The organism is Variovorax xiamenensis (assembly GCF_050916385.1).
In the GTDB taxonomy this organism is placed as follows: Bacteria; Pseudomonadota; Gammaproteobacteria; order Burkholderiales; family Burkholderiaceae_C; genus Variovorax.
Genome location: NZ_CP139038.1, coordinates 1,183,958 through 1,199,435, shown reverse-complemented (window position 1 = coordinate 1,199,435; position 15,478 = coordinate 1,183,958). Strand labels below are relative to the sequence as shown.

Annotated in this window: 17 protein-coding genes; 6 read left to right on the top strand and 11 right to left on the bottom strand. The window is 63.8% G+C overall.

All coding sequences use genetic code 11. The annotated features are described in order from the left end of the window. Nucleotides 1-9 precede the first annotated feature (9 nt). Genes SFB74_RS05155 through SFB74_RS05145 form a run of 3 tightly spaced genes read right to left on the bottom strand, consistent with a single transcriptional unit; the run spans nt 10 to nt 2,427 of the window. Nucleotides 10-531, bottom strand: coding sequence for an ATP-binding protein (locus tag SFB74_RS05155; protein WP_432729694.1), 522 nt, complete (start codon nt 529-531; stop codon nt 10-12). Further along, the gene (locus SFB74_RS05150) at nt 528-995 is read right to left on the bottom strand and encodes an ASCH domain-containing protein (RefSeq protein WP_432729692.1); all 468 of its coding nucleotides are present in this window, start codon (nt 993-995) and stop codon (nt 528-530) included. The genes SFB74_RS05155 and SFB74_RS05150 overlap by 4 nt, the downstream gene beginning before the upstream one ends. Further along, complete coding sequence (locus tag SFB74_RS05145; RefSeq protein ID WP_432729690.1) at nt 955-2,427, bottom strand: GNAT family N-acetyltransferase; 1,473 nt, start codon at nt 2,425-2,427, stop codon at nt 955-957. The genes SFB74_RS05150 and SFB74_RS05145 overlap by 41 nt, the downstream gene beginning before the upstream one ends. A 480-nt stretch (nt 2,428-2,907) precedes the next feature. Between SFB74_RS05145 and SFB74_RS05140 the strand changes: the two genes are divergently transcribed. Continuing rightward, nucleotides 2,908-4,110 carry an MFS transporter gene (locus SFB74_RS05140; RefSeq protein WP_432729689.1) on the top strand — a complete coding sequence of 401 codons (1,203 nt, stop codon included), beginning with the start codon at nt 2,908-2,910 and terminating at the stop codon, nt 4,108-4,110. A gap of 58 nt (nt 4,111-4,168) precedes the next feature. Further along, entirely contained in the window at nt 4,169-4,993 is an 825-nt protein-coding gene (dkgB, locus tag SFB74_RS05135; protein ID WP_432729687.1) for a 2,5-didehydrogluconate reductase DkgB, read from the top strand. A gap of 21 nt (nt 4,994-5,014) precedes the next feature. Here the strand turns inward: dkgB and SFB74_RS05130 are convergent, their stop codons facing one another. From SFB74_RS05130 to SFB74_RS05120, 3 genes are all read right to left on the bottom strand, one after another. After that, on the bottom strand, nt 5,015-5,560 hold the full coding sequence (locus tag SFB74_RS05130) for an RICIN domain-containing protein (protein WP_432729685.1): 546 nt from the start codon (nt 5,558-5,560) through the stop codon (nt 5,015-5,017). Nucleotides 5,561-5,598: 38 nt separating this feature from the next. Then, nucleotides 5,599-6,618 carry a patatin-like phospholipase family protein gene (locus tag SFB74_RS05125; protein WP_432729682.1) on the bottom strand — a complete coding sequence of 340 codons (1,020 nt, stop codon included), beginning with the start codon at nt 6,616-6,618 and terminating at the stop codon, nt 5,599-5,601. Between the two features lie 189 nt (nt 6,619-6,807). Next, nucleotides 6,808-7,065 (bottom strand): hypothetical protein, encoded by a 258-nt coding sequence (locus tag SFB74_RS05120; RefSeq protein ID WP_432729679.1) that lies wholly within the window; start codon nt 7,063-7,065, stop codon nt 6,808-6,810. A gap of 260 nt (nt 7,066-7,325) precedes the next feature. On the opposite strand from SFB74_RS05120, the gene SFB74_RS05115 reads away from it, so the two are divergent. Both SFB74_RS05115 and SFB74_RS05110 read left to right on the top strand, forming a co-directional pair. Then, the gene (locus tag SFB74_RS05115; RefSeq protein WP_432729677.1) at nt 7,326-8,315 is read left to right on the top strand and encodes a M35 family metallo-endopeptidase; all 990 of its coding nucleotides are present in this window, start codon (nt 7,326-7,328) and stop codon (nt 8,313-8,315) included. Nucleotides 8,316-8,323: 8 nt separating this feature from the next. Continuing rightward, nucleotides 8,324-8,812: a hypothetical protein gene (locus SFB74_RS05110; protein WP_432729676.1), complete on the top strand. Its 489-nt coding sequence runs from the start codon at nt 8,324-8,326 to the stop codon at nt 8,810-8,812. A 22-nt stretch (nt 8,813-8,834) separates the two neighbouring features. On the opposite strand, the gene SFB74_RS05105 is transcribed toward SFB74_RS05110, so the two are convergent. The 5 genes from SFB74_RS05105 to SFB74_RS05085 are packed head-to-tail and all read right to left on the bottom strand — an operon-like array spanning nt 8,835 to nt 13,551. Beyond that, nucleotides 8,835-9,329: a nucleoside deaminase gene (locus SFB74_RS05105; RefSeq protein ID WP_432729675.1), complete on the bottom strand. Its 495-nt coding sequence runs from the start codon at nt 9,327-9,329 to the stop codon at nt 8,835-8,837. 5 nt (nt 9,330-9,334) lie between these two features. Beyond that, nucleotides 9,335-10,627 carry a cyanate transporter gene (locus SFB74_RS05100; RefSeq protein WP_432729673.1) on the bottom strand — a complete coding sequence of 431 codons (1,293 nt, stop codon included), beginning with the start codon at nt 10,625-10,627 and terminating at the stop codon, nt 9,335-9,337. Further along, complete coding sequence (locus tag SFB74_RS05095) at nt 10,624-11,826, bottom strand: amidohydrolase family protein (protein WP_432729670.1); 1,203 nt, start codon at nt 11,824-11,826, stop codon at nt 10,624-10,626. Before SFB74_RS05095 ends, SFB74_RS05100 begins: the two co-directional genes overlap by 4 nt. A 31-nt stretch (nt 11,827-11,857) precedes the next feature. After that, entirely contained in the window at nt 11,858-13,333 is a 1,476-nt protein-coding gene (locus tag SFB74_RS05090; protein ID WP_093197052.1) for a sodium:solute symporter family protein, read from the bottom strand. Next, nucleotides 13,330-13,551, bottom strand: a complete 222-nt coding sequence (locus SFB74_RS05085; RefSeq protein WP_432729668.1) for a DUF3311 domain-containing protein — start codon at nt 13,549-13,551, stop codon at nt 13,330-13,332. Before SFB74_RS05085 ends, SFB74_RS05090 begins: the two co-directional genes overlap by 4 nt. Before the next feature lie 166 nt (nt 13,552-13,717). Here SFB74_RS05085 and SFB74_RS05080 point away from each other — a divergent pair, with 166 nt between their 5' ends. Together SFB74_RS05080 and SFB74_RS05075 are read left to right on the top strand one after the other, a co-directional pair. Beyond that, nucleotides 13,718-14,485 carry a GntR family transcriptional regulator gene (locus SFB74_RS05080; protein ID WP_432729666.1) on the top strand — a complete coding sequence of 256 codons (768 nt, stop codon included), beginning with the start codon at nt 13,718-13,720 and terminating at the stop codon, nt 14,483-14,485. Between the two features lie 63 nt (nt 14,486-14,548). Then, complete coding sequence (locus tag SFB74_RS05075) at nt 14,549-15,478, top strand: DMT family transporter (RefSeq protein ID WP_432729664.1); 930 nt, start codon at nt 14,549-14,551, stop codon at nt 15,476-15,478.

The following is a 15,478-nucleotide window of genomic DNA, read 5'->3' as shown; positions in this document are numbered from 1 at the left end:
AGTACACGTCTACAACACTTGCTTCAGCGCCTCATCGAACTCATCTATCGAAGGGGATTTCAGCTCTATCAACCGAATTCGAAGCGAGCTCGCAACAAACGCAGCGTGTTCAGCCTCAGCCCTAGCGAAGGAGGCCATCTCGGCCTCATCCCAGCTGTTATCCCCTCTGGCCACAAGTCGCTCCAAGACGACGGGAGTTGGGCACGCTAGCAAGATGATGGAGGTGCAACCGAGATCGTGAAAAACCGAATCAGGCAGTCGCAGGTGTTGACCGACGTCTTTTCTCAGAACGAGGTGACCGTCCAGAACTAGTGCTTGTTTATCAGCCTTGATTCGAGTCACCGCAGCGACCAGCGCCGCCTGATTAGCCGCGACTTCATCGACCTGCTTGCTGGAATTCCAAGAGGTGTGCCCCCGCTCCTCTCTAATCAATTGGCTAGCAGTCGCGTACTTCAGTCCGAGTCGAAGAGTAGCCTGCTTTGCCAAGTATGTCTTACCGACACCATGGACGCCCGCGATAAAGATCGTCATGCTGAGCCTTTATCAGTTGCAGTCTTTTTCTCGATTTTCTCGAGCTCGGTCAACGTGAGATATCGGAAAGACTGCGGCGGTGTAAATTCCTTGAGCAGTGATCTGGGATCGAGAGGTCTGTTCAGCTTTCGTACTGCACCCAACAGAATCGCACATCCCTGCTTTTTCCCCTCGAAATAGTCGAAGAGCTCACGCCGAGTCAACGCCCCTCCTCTCTCTACACAGTAGCTCCATAGCGCAGTGGATGATCCCCTGATCACATCTTCAACTTCGACAAGAGCAACAATTCGCTGTACTGGAGAACTCGCATAAATAGCGATGAGTTTTACCTCCTCCGCGGCCCATGCTCGCCGAAACTCAACGCGCTTCTCGCCAGACAGAATGAGATCTGAATATTTTGGTTTGATCGACAACAAGATGGCTCTACCGACCTGCGGCGGCGAGCACTCGAGAAAAAGCGACATCGGAAACTTTACGAATGGATTGAATCGGGCCAGTGACTACGTGCTCATGGATGAGACGGTCATAGGAAACAGCATGCGGTAGGTGTTCCACCAGCCGGAAGAGGATTACTTTGGTTTTTCGATTGGCCATTGCTTCGATCTCTTCGAGCGCGTAGACAGTACGACGGCTAACCAAGCTAGCGATTTTCGCCGCGTCATTCAAGATTTCGAACCGATCCACCACTCCGATGGATGTCACAGCTTTCTCGTCTTCCGTGCGATAGAAAAGTACAACGTCGCCTGGATGGATCGCATTGGTTTGCGCATGGCAAAGATAAGCCAGCTTGATCGCATTGCCGACGTTGCCGATGACGCCAAAGAGCCGCTGCTGCTGAGACTTGTAGTCTGGAAAAAGGGTTTCGTGAAATGGTGGTTGGATCGGAATCAGGAACTTCTGAACAGAGCCGTCTTTTCGGAAGTGGGGAAAGAAGCGGCGCGTGTAGTCGAGTGGTGGCAGTGTGTCCCAAGTAGGAGCAACTTGGGGATGTGGCTTAACCAGCACCAGATCGCCAGCGTACTGTCCACGCTCTTCAAAACCAAAGTCCTGTAGCAGGCGAATCAAGTAGTCGTGCCGCTCCGGATCAGCATGAATAAATACGTGCTCACAAGCATTCTCCGTGGCGAAACGAAACGCCGCCTTGAGAAAAAGCTCACCGATTTTTCGACCTCTGACAGTCTCGCCTACCTTGAAGGTACAGAGCTTCAGCGCGTGGCCAGCAAGTTGCTCACCGGCCTCATTAATCCTCTCATCGGTTTGCGAGGCGTAAACACATATCGCAGCTAGGGTTTCACTTTCGTCTCGGTAGACCCACGCCATGCGGTTCTCTCGTGCCTTGCGGCGAAACCAATCATCAAATCCGCCGTAGCCTTCTCGCAGACTATCGAAGAACGTGGAGGCCAACAGTGGCGTCAGACTGTGAAGAGGCACATCTTGGATGTTCGGCAGAGAGACTTGGCGGGGTTCATGCAAGCGCCGAAGCCAGTCCTCCGCTGTCTGGATCGTGTAGACACGATCACTAAGGCCACGAACTCGGGCCTTGGCATGGATGCGTCGATCCTCCGTGACAAGTGCATGCACAGCATCGCACTCGAGCGCATAGAGAATTTCGTTATCGCATGCGTCGTTTGCGTTTGTGGTGGGTGTATTCCAAGGGCAGGGAGCCACACTCTCCAACGCTGGGTACTGCTTGATGCGCTGCAGACTGCGCTCACGGCGACGTTCGTCGACATCACGTTCGAGATCGGTGATTGTTGCGGGGTGGTAGAGCAACGGATGCCCCCCGACACTCGCCAAGCGAACGAAATTCGCGAGATTCTGTTCCAAAACTTGAAACGAATCCTGCAGCGGTATCAACACGTTTGTGTCGAGCAAGAAGCGCAATCGTTGGGTCAAGAAGCCCTCCTGCGCAGCGGATTTGGCTCGGGCGCGAACACTAGATCGAACGCTAAGGAGAGAGACCCACATTGTCCGAACGCGAAGCAAAGAATTCGCGATCTTGCGTCCGGTGACGACGGCATCACTGCGCATGGTGCTGCGCTATCGCGTCGTCGCCTCGAACGAAAGGTGGGGTGGCGGGATGACTCCAACTGGATCTCCTCCTAGGCTTTGTGTCCGGATGTTAGACCAGATCCTTTCAGCGTCCTCCAGCAGCCCTAGCGCACAAGCCGCGCCGGCACCCAGGCCTTCCTCCTATGTATCGCTGCTGTGAGAACACCGGATATGACGACTCTGCACGCTAGCGGAGGGCCGATTGGCAACCATACCAGGCAGCACCTACTTTTGACTAGAAAGCAAATATCTTCTTCCTAATCCTCTATTTATCCGCAAAGATAACCACAAGACACTCCTCTACATCCCAGAAGGAGTGCCCTCATGCCCATCGCCCTACTGGCGCTGACCCTCAGCGCCTTCGCCATCGGAACGACAGAGTTCGTCATCGTTGGCCTCATCCCCACAGTCGCTGCCGACCTCAACATCGGCCTCCCCTCCGCCGGCGTGCTGGTCAGCCTCTACGCGCTGGGCGTCGCCATTGGCGCGCCGGTGCTCACCGCGCTCACGGGCAAGCTGCCGCGCAAGGCGCTGCTGCTCGGGCTGATGGCGCTGTTCACGCTCGGCAATCTGCTGGCGTGGAAGGCGCCGAGCTATGAATCGCTGATTGCCGCCCGCGTGCTCACGGGGCTGGCGCACGGGGTGTTCTTCTCCATCGGCTCGACGATCGCCACCGGCCTGGTGCCGAAGGAAAAGGCGGCGAGCGCCATCGCGATCATGTTCACGGGCCTCACGGTGGCGCTGGTCACGGGCGTGCCGCTGGGCACGTTCATCGGGCAGCACTTCGGCTGGCGCGAGACTTTCCTGGCCGTGTCTGCCCTGGGCGTGGTCGCGTTCGTCGGCAGCTGGGTCTTCGTGCCCGGCAACATCCGCCACACGCCGCCGGCCTCGCTGGCGCAGCAAGCAAAAGTGCTGGCCGAGCCGCGCCTGCTGCTGGTGTATGCGAAGACGGCCATCGGCTACGGCGGCTCGTTCATTCCGTTCACGTTCCTCGCGCCGATCCTCACGGAGGTGTCGGGCTTCAGCGCTGGCGCCGTGGGCTGGGTGATGCTGGTTTACGGCGTGTCGGTGGCGGTGGGCAACATCTGGGGCGGCAAGCTGGCCGACCGCAAGGGCCCGATTCCGGCGCTGAAGATCATCTTCGCGCTGCTGGCCGCGGTGCTGCTGCTCTTCAACTTCGCGGCGCCGCACAAGTGGCTGGCCCTGCTCGCGGTGCTGATGTGGGGCGCGGTGGCTTTCGGCAACGTGCCGGGGCTGCAGGTGTACGTGGTGAAGCAGGCCGAGCGCTTCACGCCGCAGGCGGTGGACGTGGCCTCGGGCCTGAACATCGCGGCCTTCAACCTGGGCATTGCCGGCGCGGCCTGGGCCGGTGGGCTGATCGTGACCCACCTGGGGCTGATGCACACGCCGTGGATTGGCGCACTGGTGGTGCTGGTGTCGCTGGCCCTCACGCAATGGAGCGGAACGCTCGACCGCCGTGCCGGCATTCCGGTGCGGGCTTCGGGGCCGGTGCCGGTCGGGCACTGACCTCCCCTTCCTCTCTTCTTTTTCTTCTTCTCTCTTTTCAACGCACAAGGACGACACCATGAACACGAACGTCACGAAGAACCCCGTTCCCGCCTTCGGCCTCGGCACCTTCCGCCTGAAGGGCCAGGTGGTCATCGACTCGGTGAAGAACGGCCTCGACGTGGGCTACCGCACCATCGACACGGCGCAGATCTACGGCAACGAGGCCGAGGTGGGCCAGGCGATTGCCGAAAGCGGCGTGGCCCGCGAGAGCCTCTTCATCACCACCAAGATCTGGACCGACAACTACGCCAAGAGCAAGCTGGTGCCCAGCCTGAAGGACAGCCTCGCGAAGCTGCGCACCGACCATGTGGACCTGACGCTGATCCACTGGCCCTCGCCCGGCAACGCGGTGCCGGTGGCCGAGTTCATGGGCGCGCTGGCCGAAGCCAGGGCGCTGGGGCTCACGAAGCACATCGGCGTGTCGAACTTCAACATCGCGCTGATGAAGGAAGCCATCGCGGCCGTGGGCGCGCAGAACATCGCCACCAACCAGATCGAGCTGCACCCCTACCTGCAGAACCGCAAGGTGGCTGAATTCGCGAAGAGCGCGGGCATCCACATCACTTCTTACATGACGCTGGCCTACGGCAAGGTCATCAACGACCCGGTGATCGAGGCGATTGCCAAGGCGCACGGCGCGACCACCGCGCAGGTGGTGCTGGCATGGGCCATGCAGCTGGGCTACGCGGTGATTCCGTCGTCCACCAAGCGCGCGAACCTCGAGGGCAACCTGAAGGCGCTGCAGCTGAAGCTGACGGACGCCGAGATGGCGCAGATCGCGGCGCTCGACCGCAATGAGCGCCTGACGGACCCGGCCGGTCTGTCGCCGGCCTGGGACTGACTGCTCTGCGTGCTGCTGCGACTACGCCGGCGCAAACCCCCAGGCCTGGGTTTCAAACCCGGTGAAGCTGATGGCGCCAAGCACTGCACGCGCAGCGGTCTTGTCGCCGTCGAGCGTCAGGATCATCGGCGTCGCCGAGTTGCTCGCACCGCTCTTGTTCTGGATGTACCAGTAGCCGAGTTTCTCGGTGGGCAGCAGGCACCAGAGCTGCAGGCTGCTGTCGGCAACAGCACCCCTCTTCATCATCACGATGGGTGTGGGTGGAGGCACTGGGACGATGCCTTTGGGTACCACGGTCATCACGAGGCCAGTGCCCATGTTCGTCTGCAGATACCACCATCCCGGGTTGTTCCCTCCGGCGGGAACGAACATCCATTGCTGGTTGGTGCTGCCCTTGTCCGACTTGCGCGTCCACGAGATGACCGCGGTGCCTTCTTTCGTGCTGCCGCCGTCCACATCGAGCACGTAGCGGGTGGGCAGCAATTGCTGGATGACATGCGGGCCGAGGTCCTGCGAGTCCAGGACGCCGGCGGCTGCTTCGGCAGTGTTCTCTTCAATGATCGACATCGTTCCTCCTGTTTCAGAAATGCGTTCGGGGGTGCCGCTCACGCGCGATTGGCGGAGGCGTTTGCGGGGGGCGCGACGGGACCGAGCGAATGGTTCACCCAGTAGGCCTGGAGCAGCGCTTCGGCCTTCGCGGTGTCGGCCGACTTGCCCTTGGCCTGCAGCAGGTCGATGGCCTGCGGGTAGGTGGTGTTCTCCGGAATGAAGAACGGCAGCGTCGGGTTGATGTTCGCGTAGCGGTCGCCCAGCAGGAATCCGGCGAGCATGGGCATGATCTGTGCCGACGTGCCGCTGAGGCTCGCGTCTAGCACCGGCCCGGGCGTGGACTGGTTCATGAGAAAGGGCGGCGTGACGTTGAACGGATTGGGCGTACCGGTCATCCACTGGTTGGCGCCCCAGTTGTGGGTGTCGCTCGCGATCCAGTCGTACATGAGGCCGGTGCCGATGGTGATGGCCGTGATGTCCTCCAGCGCGTACCCGGCCTTCACGGCCAGCGCGATGGCGGCAACCGTCGGATCGTGGTTGAAGAAGGCGCCGTCGATGTTGCCTTCGTACGAGCCCAGCTGCCCCGGCATCGCGCCGCTGGACGTGGCCGCCTTCGCGACCAGCACGTCGCCGTGGTCCGCGATCATGTTCGTGTACATGACCGGCTCCCACGGCGTCGGCGTTTTCACGCCGTCCTTCAGCGCGGCACCGCCGACGTTGAACGACACGAACAGCGCGCAGCGCCCGAGGTCGGACACCTTCGCCGTGGGGTGCAACTTGAGCTGCGAGGCGAAGACCTCGTCGATCGAGTACGCGGGCACGTTCGGGTCCGAGTTCATCTTGTTGTAGAAGTCGATCTCCTTCGTGGTGAAGAAGGTGATGAGGTCCTGCGGCTTCGTTCCCGCGAGCAGCTCGCTGGTGATGATCGAGCCCGTCGAGCATCCGGCGATGAGGTCGGTGTTGTCGATGATCTGCGGGTACTTCGTGTACAGCTTGTTCAGGATGGTGACGGACATCAGGCCCCGTATGCCACCGCCAACGAACGAGAGGATGGTGAATTTCTGCTTTTCCGCCATTGCCAACTCCTTTCAAGAGAAATGACTTCCATGAAATGACTTCCCGGCCGGGGAAGCGGAGTCTGGGCGCTCGGCATGTTTGCCGCTACGAGTGGAATCCCGTTCAATCCAACTCTGTAATTCCGCAAGCCGCGCAAGCATTCGGAATGAAACCTCGAGCGCCGGAAATTGGCGCGAAGGTTCTCTTCTTCATGCGGCGCAATCGCAAAGCGCATCGAGCGCGTACCTAAGTTCGCGCTCTTCGTCGGAGGTCAATGCGAGTACGAGGTTGCGGAATTCGGTCTTGTAGCAAGGCAGCATCAGCGCTGCGGTGAGTGCGTGGGTGCTGTCGCTGCCGCGCGCGATGTGCGCGTTGCACGCCACGACGCTTCGATGGATTTCGAGCGCACGCGCGACCTTGGCGGAAGGCCGCCTTGTCGCGCTGCCGCTGCTTCTCGTGATGAACATTGCCGACTCCTCGTGGTGCGCCGCGTGTGGCGCCGTGAGGTCACTCTATTCAGAGGTTGGCGGAATGGTGAGTAACAACATCGTCGTGAATTCAGATGACGCGTCGCGACGCTCTATGCGCCTGAAAGGCAGCGCAGGAAATCAGCGTCAATGTGGAACTCGTTCCATCCGTGAGAAATTCCTGGGCGGTTGACGATAGACAACAGTGTTAGCGCGCCCAGCCCCATACAACGCACCGTCACACGACGGGAGCGTATTCAATGGAAAGAAAGATTCTTGTGGTCGGAGATCCGCCGGTCTCCGGTGGCCGGGTGTTGCCCTACGACGGCGCCCTTTTTGATCTGCATGGGCACCGGATCGCACTGATCGGTGGCCGAGCCTACTGCGAGGGCTGCAACAGCGTGGGCATCATCGTCAAGGCCGGAGGGCCACGGCGCCCGGAGTTCATTTCGGAAGCTGCTCTGGAAGGAGACGTCGTGGTTTGCCACTGCGTGGCACCGCAACCATTGCGCGCCACCCTGCAACACACGTCGACTTATGACGACGGGGCGCACCATGCCACGGCAACGCCCACGATCGCGACCACCTGGCCTGCCGGAGAGATCGCCGCCTTGAAGCAGGCGGTGGACGAGCATGTCACTCACCCACCCGAAGCCGAGCAGACCGAAAGAATCTGCTCGAACATGACGAACAGGGAGTTCGCCGTCTTGGTGATAAAGCTGCGAGATATGGCGGTCGACTACATCGTGAAAAGACGGCTCCCTGAATTGGCGCGCTGGGACAAGGAGGCCCAGGCGCGAGCAACCGAGTGGTTCGGCACGGCTGACCAGAGCATTCGGGAGCATCTGCAAAAGGGTTTGGCCGCATGCGCTCTTGTGCTCCAAGAACTGGAGCCGAAGAACTTCATTCGATACATAGAGGGAGGCAAGATCGCGACTTGCGTCCTGGCAAGCATGAATGGCGCCGCTGCGGCAGTGTGCAAGCCTGATACAGCCACCCGCACCATTGCAATCGCGCCCATCTTCTGCAATTTCGAGTTCGACAACAAAACCAACTTCGACACGGGCGCGGTGATGGATGGTGACTCTAGGCTGTTGGCGCTGGTGCATGAGGTGACCCATTTTGATGACACCTTTTCTTCGAATGACACCTGGTACGGAACAACGCGGTCGAGAGAGCACGCGAAAGATGCCCGGTCTCGCTTCAATGCGGACAGTCTCGCGTCCTATATCCTCGGCGTTACCGGTTGAGGCATATCGTGATCAAGCACCTTCGATTCCTGGGAGCCTTGGCTCTGACCTTCGCAATGCTCAGCCCGGCCGCCGTGCTCGCATGCAGCCCCATCAAGGTCTTCTATGTGTACTTCGATCGCGACTCTGCGACGGTAACCGCCGACCAGACCCTGAAGCTTCGCGTCTGGATGCAGGAACTTCGGGCGCGATACGCCAACCATGAGGCGATCTACATCGGAGCATCAGTCAACCCGGAAGAGCGAGACCACGATCCCAAAGGCCTGGGTCTGGAGCGGGCGCGCAATGTAGCTCGCGTTCTTCGAGAAGATCTGCATTTCAGCGCCAGAGTCTCACTCCCGAAAAGCAGCTATGTTGCAGACCCCAGCTCGCTTGCGAGCAGTGCTGCCGAAGACCCGCGAGTTCTTGGAGTGCAGCTCGACTTCCTGCCGGCTTGTCCGCACGAATGCACATGCCAACTTGGTGATCCACTGCATACACCCCCGGCTACTCGCTGACCAAGTGGCCGTCGCAGGCCGCTCAGGAACCTCTGCGCGTCGCAGCCCAATCCGAAAGAATCTCCACTGCCTCGCGATCCATCTTCTGCTCCGCAGGCAAGCTGCGCTGCGCAAGCGCCGCACCAGCCTCGGCGCGCAGCGCCTCCACATCGATCGGATGCCGGGCCGCCACCGTCACGCCCTCGAAAGCCTTGCCCGACTGCGCAAGCGAAGCCGCGTAGTACAGCTTCGCGATGCCCGCGATGTGCATCGCCGCCACGCACATGGCGCAGGGCTCGCACGAGGTGTAGAGCTCGCAGCCCTGCAGGTTGACGGTGCCGAGCTTGCGGCATGCATCGCGGATCGCTTCGACTTCGCCATGCGATGTCGGGTCGTGGTGCGCGACGGAATGGTTGAAGCCTTCGCCGACGATCACGCCGTCTTTCACGACGACGGCACCGAAGGGCTCGGTGCCGGGCTCGCTCAGCGCCTGTGCAGAGAGAGCGATCGCCCGCTGCATGAACTGTTCCTGGTACATCGTGTTCAGACCTTTCTGGTGGCCGCGCTGTCGAGCGCGGTGATGGATGGTGCGCCGGCTTGAGTGCCGCGCGCAACGAAGAGGCCCGCCGTGGCGGCTGCATAGCGGCGCGGGTCGAAGCGCAGCATGAGCGGCAGCAGCACCACCACGACCGCTGCGAGATAGGCCCACGCGAGCGTGAAGCCGCCGGTCTGCTCGCGCACCCAGCCGGTGACGAAGGGCGCGAGTGCGGCGATCATGAAGCCGACGCCCTGCATGAAGCCCGCGAGGGCACCGGCCTGCGCGGGGTCGGGCAGATGGTCGAGCGCGAGCACCATGCACAGAGAGAACGCGCCGCCGAGGCCGAAGCCCAGAACGACGGCGATGGCGACTGCCGGCACGGGCGCGTCGAAGGTCAGCGCGCAGAAGCCTGCGAGTTGCGCGGCGAGCGTGAGCACCAGCCAGGGCCGCAGGTCGCGGCCACGGCTGCGTGCGATGGCGGGCATTGCAAGCGCGGAAACCACCTGCGCGGCAGTCATCAGCGCGAGCACGGAGCCGCCCTGCTGCGCGGTCCAGCCCTGCTGCGCGTAGAAGTGCGGCAGCCAGGCGACGAGGCTGGTGTAGCCGCCGTTGATGAGGCCGAAGCACGCGGCCAGCAGCCATGCGCGGCGGCTCCCGAAGCAGCGCAGCCATGAAAGGCCGCGAAGGCCCGGCGCCTCGGCGACGGAAGTGATTTCGATGCGCCGCATGTTGAGCCAGTACAGCAGCGCGAAGGTCGCGAGCAGGGCCCAGATCGCGAGGCCTGCGTGCCAGTCGGGTCCCTTGTCGCCGCCCAGTGCATGCGCAACCCACGGGCTGGCCATGGCGCCGAGTCCGCCGCCGCCCATGATGGCGGCGGAGTACAGCCCAGTCATCACGCCGATGCGTTCCGGGTAGGCCTGCTTCACCACGCCGGGCATCAGCGCCTGCACCAGGCCGACGCCAGCGCCCGCGAGCGCGGCGCTCCACAGCAGCGCTGCAGCACCACCAGCCACGTAGCGGCTGGCGCAAGCCACGGCGATGGCCACGAGCCCGAGCGCGACGCCGCCGCGCGCGCCGATGCGCTGGCCGACGGCCGCGCCGAAGAGCGAGGTGGCGCCCATCGCGAACATCGGCAGCACCGTCAGCAGCGCCACGGCATGGAAGCCGATGCCCGTCGCAGTGCGGATGGGTTCGAGCAGCGGGCTGCTCGACGTGAGAAAGGCGCGCAGGTTCAGCGCCACCAGCACGATGACGATCGCGAAGGCGATGCCTCCGTCGTGCTTGCCCCCTGCCTTCACAAGGCCGCCAGGTCGGCGCTCAGCATGCCGTTGCGCGCGACGACGCGCCCGCCCGCCACCACCAGCTTGCGCACCGGCCGCGAGACGACGGCGTGCGCGACGGTCTGCGCGTCGACCAGCACGAGATCGGCGCGGTTGCCGGGCACGAGGCCGTAGTTCTCGAAGCCGCAGCCGCGCGCGCCGGAGTGGGTGACGGTGTCGAGCGCCACTTCGATCTCGTCGTCGCGGCGCAGGTTGTAGCGCAGGCCGATGATCATGGCGCGCTCGAGCATGTCGGGGTTGCCGTAGGGCGACCAGGTGTCGCGGATGCCGTCGTTGCCGCCGAGCACTGTCACGCCGGCCTGCCTGCAGGCCATGAGCGGCGGCACGGTGCGCGAAGGCGGCGCGCTGGTGACGAGCACCACGCCCAGCTTCGCCATGCGGGCGAGCAACGCATCGCGCTCGCGTTCGCTGACGTCACCGAGGCAGAAGCCGTGGCTGATGGCCACCTTGCCCTGCATGCCGAGCGCCTCGGTGCGCTGCAGGATCAGGTCGAGCGAGAAGGCACCCATGGCGCCGGGCTCGTGCAGGTGGATGTCGACGGGGCGCTGGTGCTTGTGGGCGATGTTGAAAAGGACGTCGAGCGACTTCACCGGGTCGCCATCGATGGCGCAGGGGTCGAGGCCGCCGAGCACGTCGGCGCCCATCGCCAGCGACTGGTCGAGCAGCTCGGCGGTGCCGGGCCGGCCCAGCAGGCCCGACTGCGGGAAGGCGACGACCTGGATCTGCTGCACCTCGCGCAGCGCCTCGCGCGTGCGCAGGGTGCCTTCGAGGTGGCGCAGGCCGGCCTGCGTGTCGACGTCGACGTGCGTGCGCAGCCGCGTGGTGCCGAGCGCGAGGAATGCCTTGGCGAGCACCAGCGACTGCGTGGCCGCGTCGTGCCCGCTTGTGTGGCGGAAGGCGCGCTCGTTCTCGATCTTGTCGGTGAGGTTCGTGCCGACCTCGTTGCGGTACCAGTCCATTCCCCACATCGTCTTGTCAAGGTGGGTGTGGCCTTCGACGAGGCCGGGCAGCAGCAAGGCGCCGTGGCCTTCCTCGACGGCGGCGCCGGCAGACGCTGCCAGCGCGGTGCCGAGCTCGGCGATGCGTCCGTCCTGCACCCGCACGTCGACCGGGGAAGCACCCATGGGGCGCACGTTGCGGATCAGGAGCGATGACATGGTGGGAATCCGTTTCTCGAAAAAATCTTCATCAGGCCGGCTGCGCGATGGCGGCGCGCGGCGTCGTGCGCGGGGTGACGAGCGCGACGATCACGAACACCAGCGCGTTGGTCGCCAGCGCCACCAGCCCGGTGTTGAGCGACTTGAAGACCACCGGCGCGGCCGGGAACAGCGTACCGAGGTTCGAGCCCGTGGTCATCATGAAGGCCAGCACGGCGCCGCCGGCCAGGATGCCCGCGAAGGCGGCGTGCTTGTTGCCGAAGGGCTTTTTCTTGAGGCTGAAGAGCAGCGAGGGCAGCAGCTGCGTGAGCAGGCTCGATGCGAAGATGGCAACGGCCACGATGGTGGTGCCGCCGCGCAGCACGAAGTACACCGCCACCAGCGCGAACACCGGCAGCACGCCGCGCGCCACGCGCGAGACCTGTTTGTCGGTAGCGTGGGGCGCGAAGCCTTCCTTGTAGACGTTCTTGCCGATCACGGTGGAGGCCGTCAGCAGAATCATCGAGCCCGGCACCAGCGCCGTGAGCACGCCCGTGCCGCCGATCACGCCGACGAACCACGGGTCGAAGGTGTGCTTGACGAGGCCGAAGAGGGCCAGGTCGACGTCGGAGCCCTTGAGCCCCGGCACCTGCAGGATGGCCGCGAAGCCGACCAGGAACAGGAAGGCGATGACCACCTGGTACAGCGGCATCAGGATGGTGTTGCGCCGCACCGCGCTCGCGCTCTTTGCCGCGTACACCGAGGTGAGGTTGAACGGGTAGAGGTAGTAGCCCAGCGCCGTCAGCAGGATGGTCGAGTTGTACCAGGTGAGGTTCAGGCCCTCCTTCGGGAACTCGAAGAAGCCGGGGTTGGCGGCGTGGATGGCGGTGAACATCGGCGCGACGCCGCCGTAGTAGTGCCACGGCAGGTAGATGCCGAGGAACACGGCGAGCGCGAGGATCAGGATGTCCTTCACGATAGCGATGCTGGCCGAGCCGTGGATGCCCGAGAACAGGATGTAGCTCACCATCACCAGCGTGCCGATCCAGATCGCCACCTGCGGCGCAATGGAGCCGTACGAGGCTTCCGACACGATGATGCCCAGCCCGCGCAACTGGATGGTCAGCAACGCGACCATGCCCATGAGCGCCACCACCGACACCAGCACGCCGAGCGGGCGGCTGTCGTACTTGTGCGCGAAGAAGTCCGAGAACGACACCAGCTTGTGCGTGGTGGCGTAGCGCCAGACGGCCGGCAGCATCCAGAAGGCCATGAGGTAGGCCAGCCCGCCGTAGGCCAGGATGTAGAAGGCCGGCGTGCCCTTGCTGTACGACCAGCCGCTCGCGCCCAGGAAGGTGAAGGTCGAGAACGACTCGCCCGCCATCAGCAGGAACACCATGATGGCGCCCAGCCCGCGCCCGCCGAGCGCCCATTGCTCCAGGTTCATGGTGCGGCCGCGCCGCGCGAGCACCGCGAGGCCCAGCGCGCCGACGACGAACAGGGCGATGACTCCGAGCGCGGCGTTCATCGCGCTTCTCCGTTGGCCGATGCCGAGGAAGACGCGTCGATGTCACCCTCTGCGCGGTCGATAACCACCATGATCAGCGAGGTCAGCACCAGCCAGCTGACGTTCCACACCATCAGGAAGGGCATGCCGAGCACGAAGGTGGGCGCGATGGAGGACAGCCATCCCCCGCTGAAGAAGGCGGCGACCGGCAGTGCGGCAAGCCATTTGGCGGATTTCATGGAGAGCCTCGATTCATGTCTCTGGTTGGGATTTTCTGTGATTTTGGTTAACCATACAATTTATTTTGGTTAACCAAACGGCGCGAATGGTACGGAGCACGACCGGGCGAGTCAATCCAAGGGCTTACCCGGAGGCGACATCGCGCAAGCAATAATCCGGCTGCCTATGCCCTCCGCCGCCCGCAAGACCCCAGCGACCGCCCCCTCCCCCGAACTCACGGAAGCCGACGACGCGAACGTGGACGAACGCGTCTACGCCGCCGTGTCGAAGGCGCTGCTCAGCGGCAAGCTGCGGCCCGGCACGCCGTTGCGCGAACGCGCGCTGGCCGAGGCGCTGGGCTGCACGCGCGGCGCGGTGCGCAAGGTGCTGGTGCGGCTCGGGTCGGAAAAGCGGCTGGTGCTGGAGCACAACCGCGGCGCCTTCGTGCCCAACCCTTCCATCGACGACATGCGCGGCATCTACCGCGCGCGCCGCATCGTCGAGGCCGGGCTGGTGACCACGCTGTTCGGCAACCTTTCGCGCGAACAGGTGGCCGCGCTGCGCAAGCACGTGCAGGCGGAACAGAAGGCCTTCAAGGAAGGCCGGCGCGAGGACGCGATCAAGCTGGCGGGCGACTTCCACCTGCTGCTGGCGCAGATGGCGGAAAGCGAGGAGCTGCTGTCGTACATCAAGCGGCTTATTTCGAACACCGAGCTCTACAAGGCGCTGTACGACTCCGCCGAGGCCGCGAGCTGCGCGCCGCGCGAGCATGAGCAGATCATCGAGGCGCTGGCCACGGGCAAGTCGCTCGACAAGGCGCTGGCCGTGGCGCTGGAGCACCTGGACGAGCTGGAGCAGCGCGTGATCGCCGGGGCGGCCGCCGAGCAGGAAGTCGACCTGGCGACGCTGCTGAACGGCGGCGTGAACAGCAAGCCGCACGCGCACGACCACTGAGGCATCCACGCTTCGTTCGCGGCCGAAGTGTGGCCGCGCTGGTGAGGGAATGATCGGCGCACCATGCACGCATCAACACCCTCCTCCATCGACAAGCCCCAGGCCAGCCTCGCCCTCGAATGGGCACTGCTCGCGCTGCTCGCCACCTGCTGGGGCGCCTCGTACACCTTCATCAAGATCGGCGTCGCGACCATTCCACCGGTCACGCTGATCGCGGCACGCACGCTCATTGCAGGCGCACTGCTGCTCGCGGTACTGCGCATGCGCGGCGTGAAGCTGCCGAAGGAGCCGGCGATGTGGGGCCGCTTCGCGCTCCAGGCCTGCCTGAACAGCGTGCTGCCCTTCACGCTCATCGCATGGGCGGAGCGCAGCGTCGATGCGGGGCTGGCGACCATCCTCAACTCGACCTCGCCGATCTTCATCTTCCTGCTGGGGCTGGGCCTCGGCGGTTCCGACAAACCGACGCTGCGCCGCATGTTCGGCGTGGGCGCGGGCCTCGCGGGCATCTGCTTGATCGTCGGCTTCGAGGCGCTGAACGGGCTCGGGCATTCGCTGCTCGCTCAGCTCGGGCTGGTGGCCGCAGCCGTCTGCTACGGCTGCGCCGCGATGTTCGGCCGCGTGTTCAAGGGCCTGGACCCGATGGTGCCGGCCGCGGGTTCGCTCGTCAGCGGCGCCACGATGCTGCTGCCCGCGAGCCTCGTGGTCGACAGGCCGTGGACGCTTTCGCCCTCTTCTGCATCGATGGTGGCGGTGCTGGCACTCGCAGTGCTCTCGACCGCGCTGGCCTTCACGATCTACTTCCGTCTCATCAAGACGCTGGGGCCGATGTCGACCGCCGCCCAGGCCTATCTGCGCGTGCCCATCGGCGTGACGATCGGCGTGGTGTTCCTCGGTGAGACGCTGGCGGCCACGGCGTGGCTCGGGCTGGCCTGCGTGGTGGCGGGGGTGGTGGCGATGACGATGCCGGCCACGAAGCGCTCGCGCCGCGGCTGA

What these genes read in the sequence shown, in the direction of transcription:
- SFB74_RS05155 (WP_432729694.1), bottom strand. Translation starts at nt 531, where the DNA reads ATGACGATCTTTATCGCGGGCGTCCATGGTGTCGGTAAGACATACTTG.
- SFB74_RS05150 (WP_432729692.1), bottom strand. Translation starts at nt 995, where the DNA reads ATGTCGCTTTTTCTCGAGTGCTCGCCGCCGCAGGTCGGTAGAGCCATC.
- SFB74_RS05140 (WP_432729689.1), top strand. Translation starts at nt 2,908, where the DNA reads ATGCCCATCGCCCTACTGGCGCTGACCCTCAGCGCCTTCGCCATCGGA.
- dkgB (WP_432729687.1), top strand. Translation starts at nt 4,169, where the DNA reads ATGAACACGAACGTCACGAAGAACCCCGTTCCCGCCTTCGGCCTCGGC.
- SFB74_RS05130 (WP_432729685.1), bottom strand. Translation starts at nt 5,560, where the DNA reads ATGTCGATCATTGAAGAGAACACTGCCGAAGCAGCCGCCGGCGTCCTG.
- SFB74_RS05125 (WP_432729682.1), bottom strand. Translation starts at nt 6,618, where the DNA reads ATGGCGGAAAAGCAGAAATTCACCATCCTCTCGTTCGTTGGCGGTGGC.
- SFB74_RS05120 (WP_432729679.1), bottom strand. Translation starts at nt 7,065, where the DNA reads ATGTTCATCACGAGAAGCAGCGGCAGCGCGACAAGGCGGCCTTCCGCC.
- SFB74_RS05115 (WP_432729677.1), top strand. Translation starts at nt 7,326, where the DNA reads ATGGAAAGAAAGATTCTTGTGGTCGGAGATCCGCCGGTCTCCGGTGGC.
- SFB74_RS05105 (WP_432729675.1), bottom strand. Translation starts at nt 9,329, where the DNA reads ATGTACCAGGAACAGTTCATGCAGCGGGCGATCGCTCTCTCTGCACAG.
- SFB74_RS05095 (WP_432729670.1), bottom strand. Translation starts at nt 11,826, where the DNA reads ATGTCATCGCTCCTGATCCGCAACGTGCGCCCCATGGGTGCTTCCCCG.
- SFB74_RS05090 (WP_093197052.1), bottom strand. Translation starts at nt 13,333, where the DNA reads ATGAACGCCGCGCTCGGAGTCATCGCCCTGTTCGTCGTCGGCGCGCTG.
- SFB74_RS05085 (WP_432729668.1), bottom strand. Translation starts at nt 13,551, where the DNA reads ATGAAATCCGCCAAATGGCTTGCCGCACTGCCGGTCGCCGCCTTCTTC.
- SFB74_RS05080 (WP_432729666.1), top strand. Translation starts at nt 13,718, where the DNA reads ATGCCCTCCGCCGCCCGCAAGACCCCAGCGACCGCCCCCTCCCCCGAA.
- SFB74_RS05075 (WP_432729664.1), top strand. Translation starts at nt 14,549, where the DNA reads ATGCACGCATCAACACCCTCCTCCATCGACAAGCCCCAGGCCAGCCTC.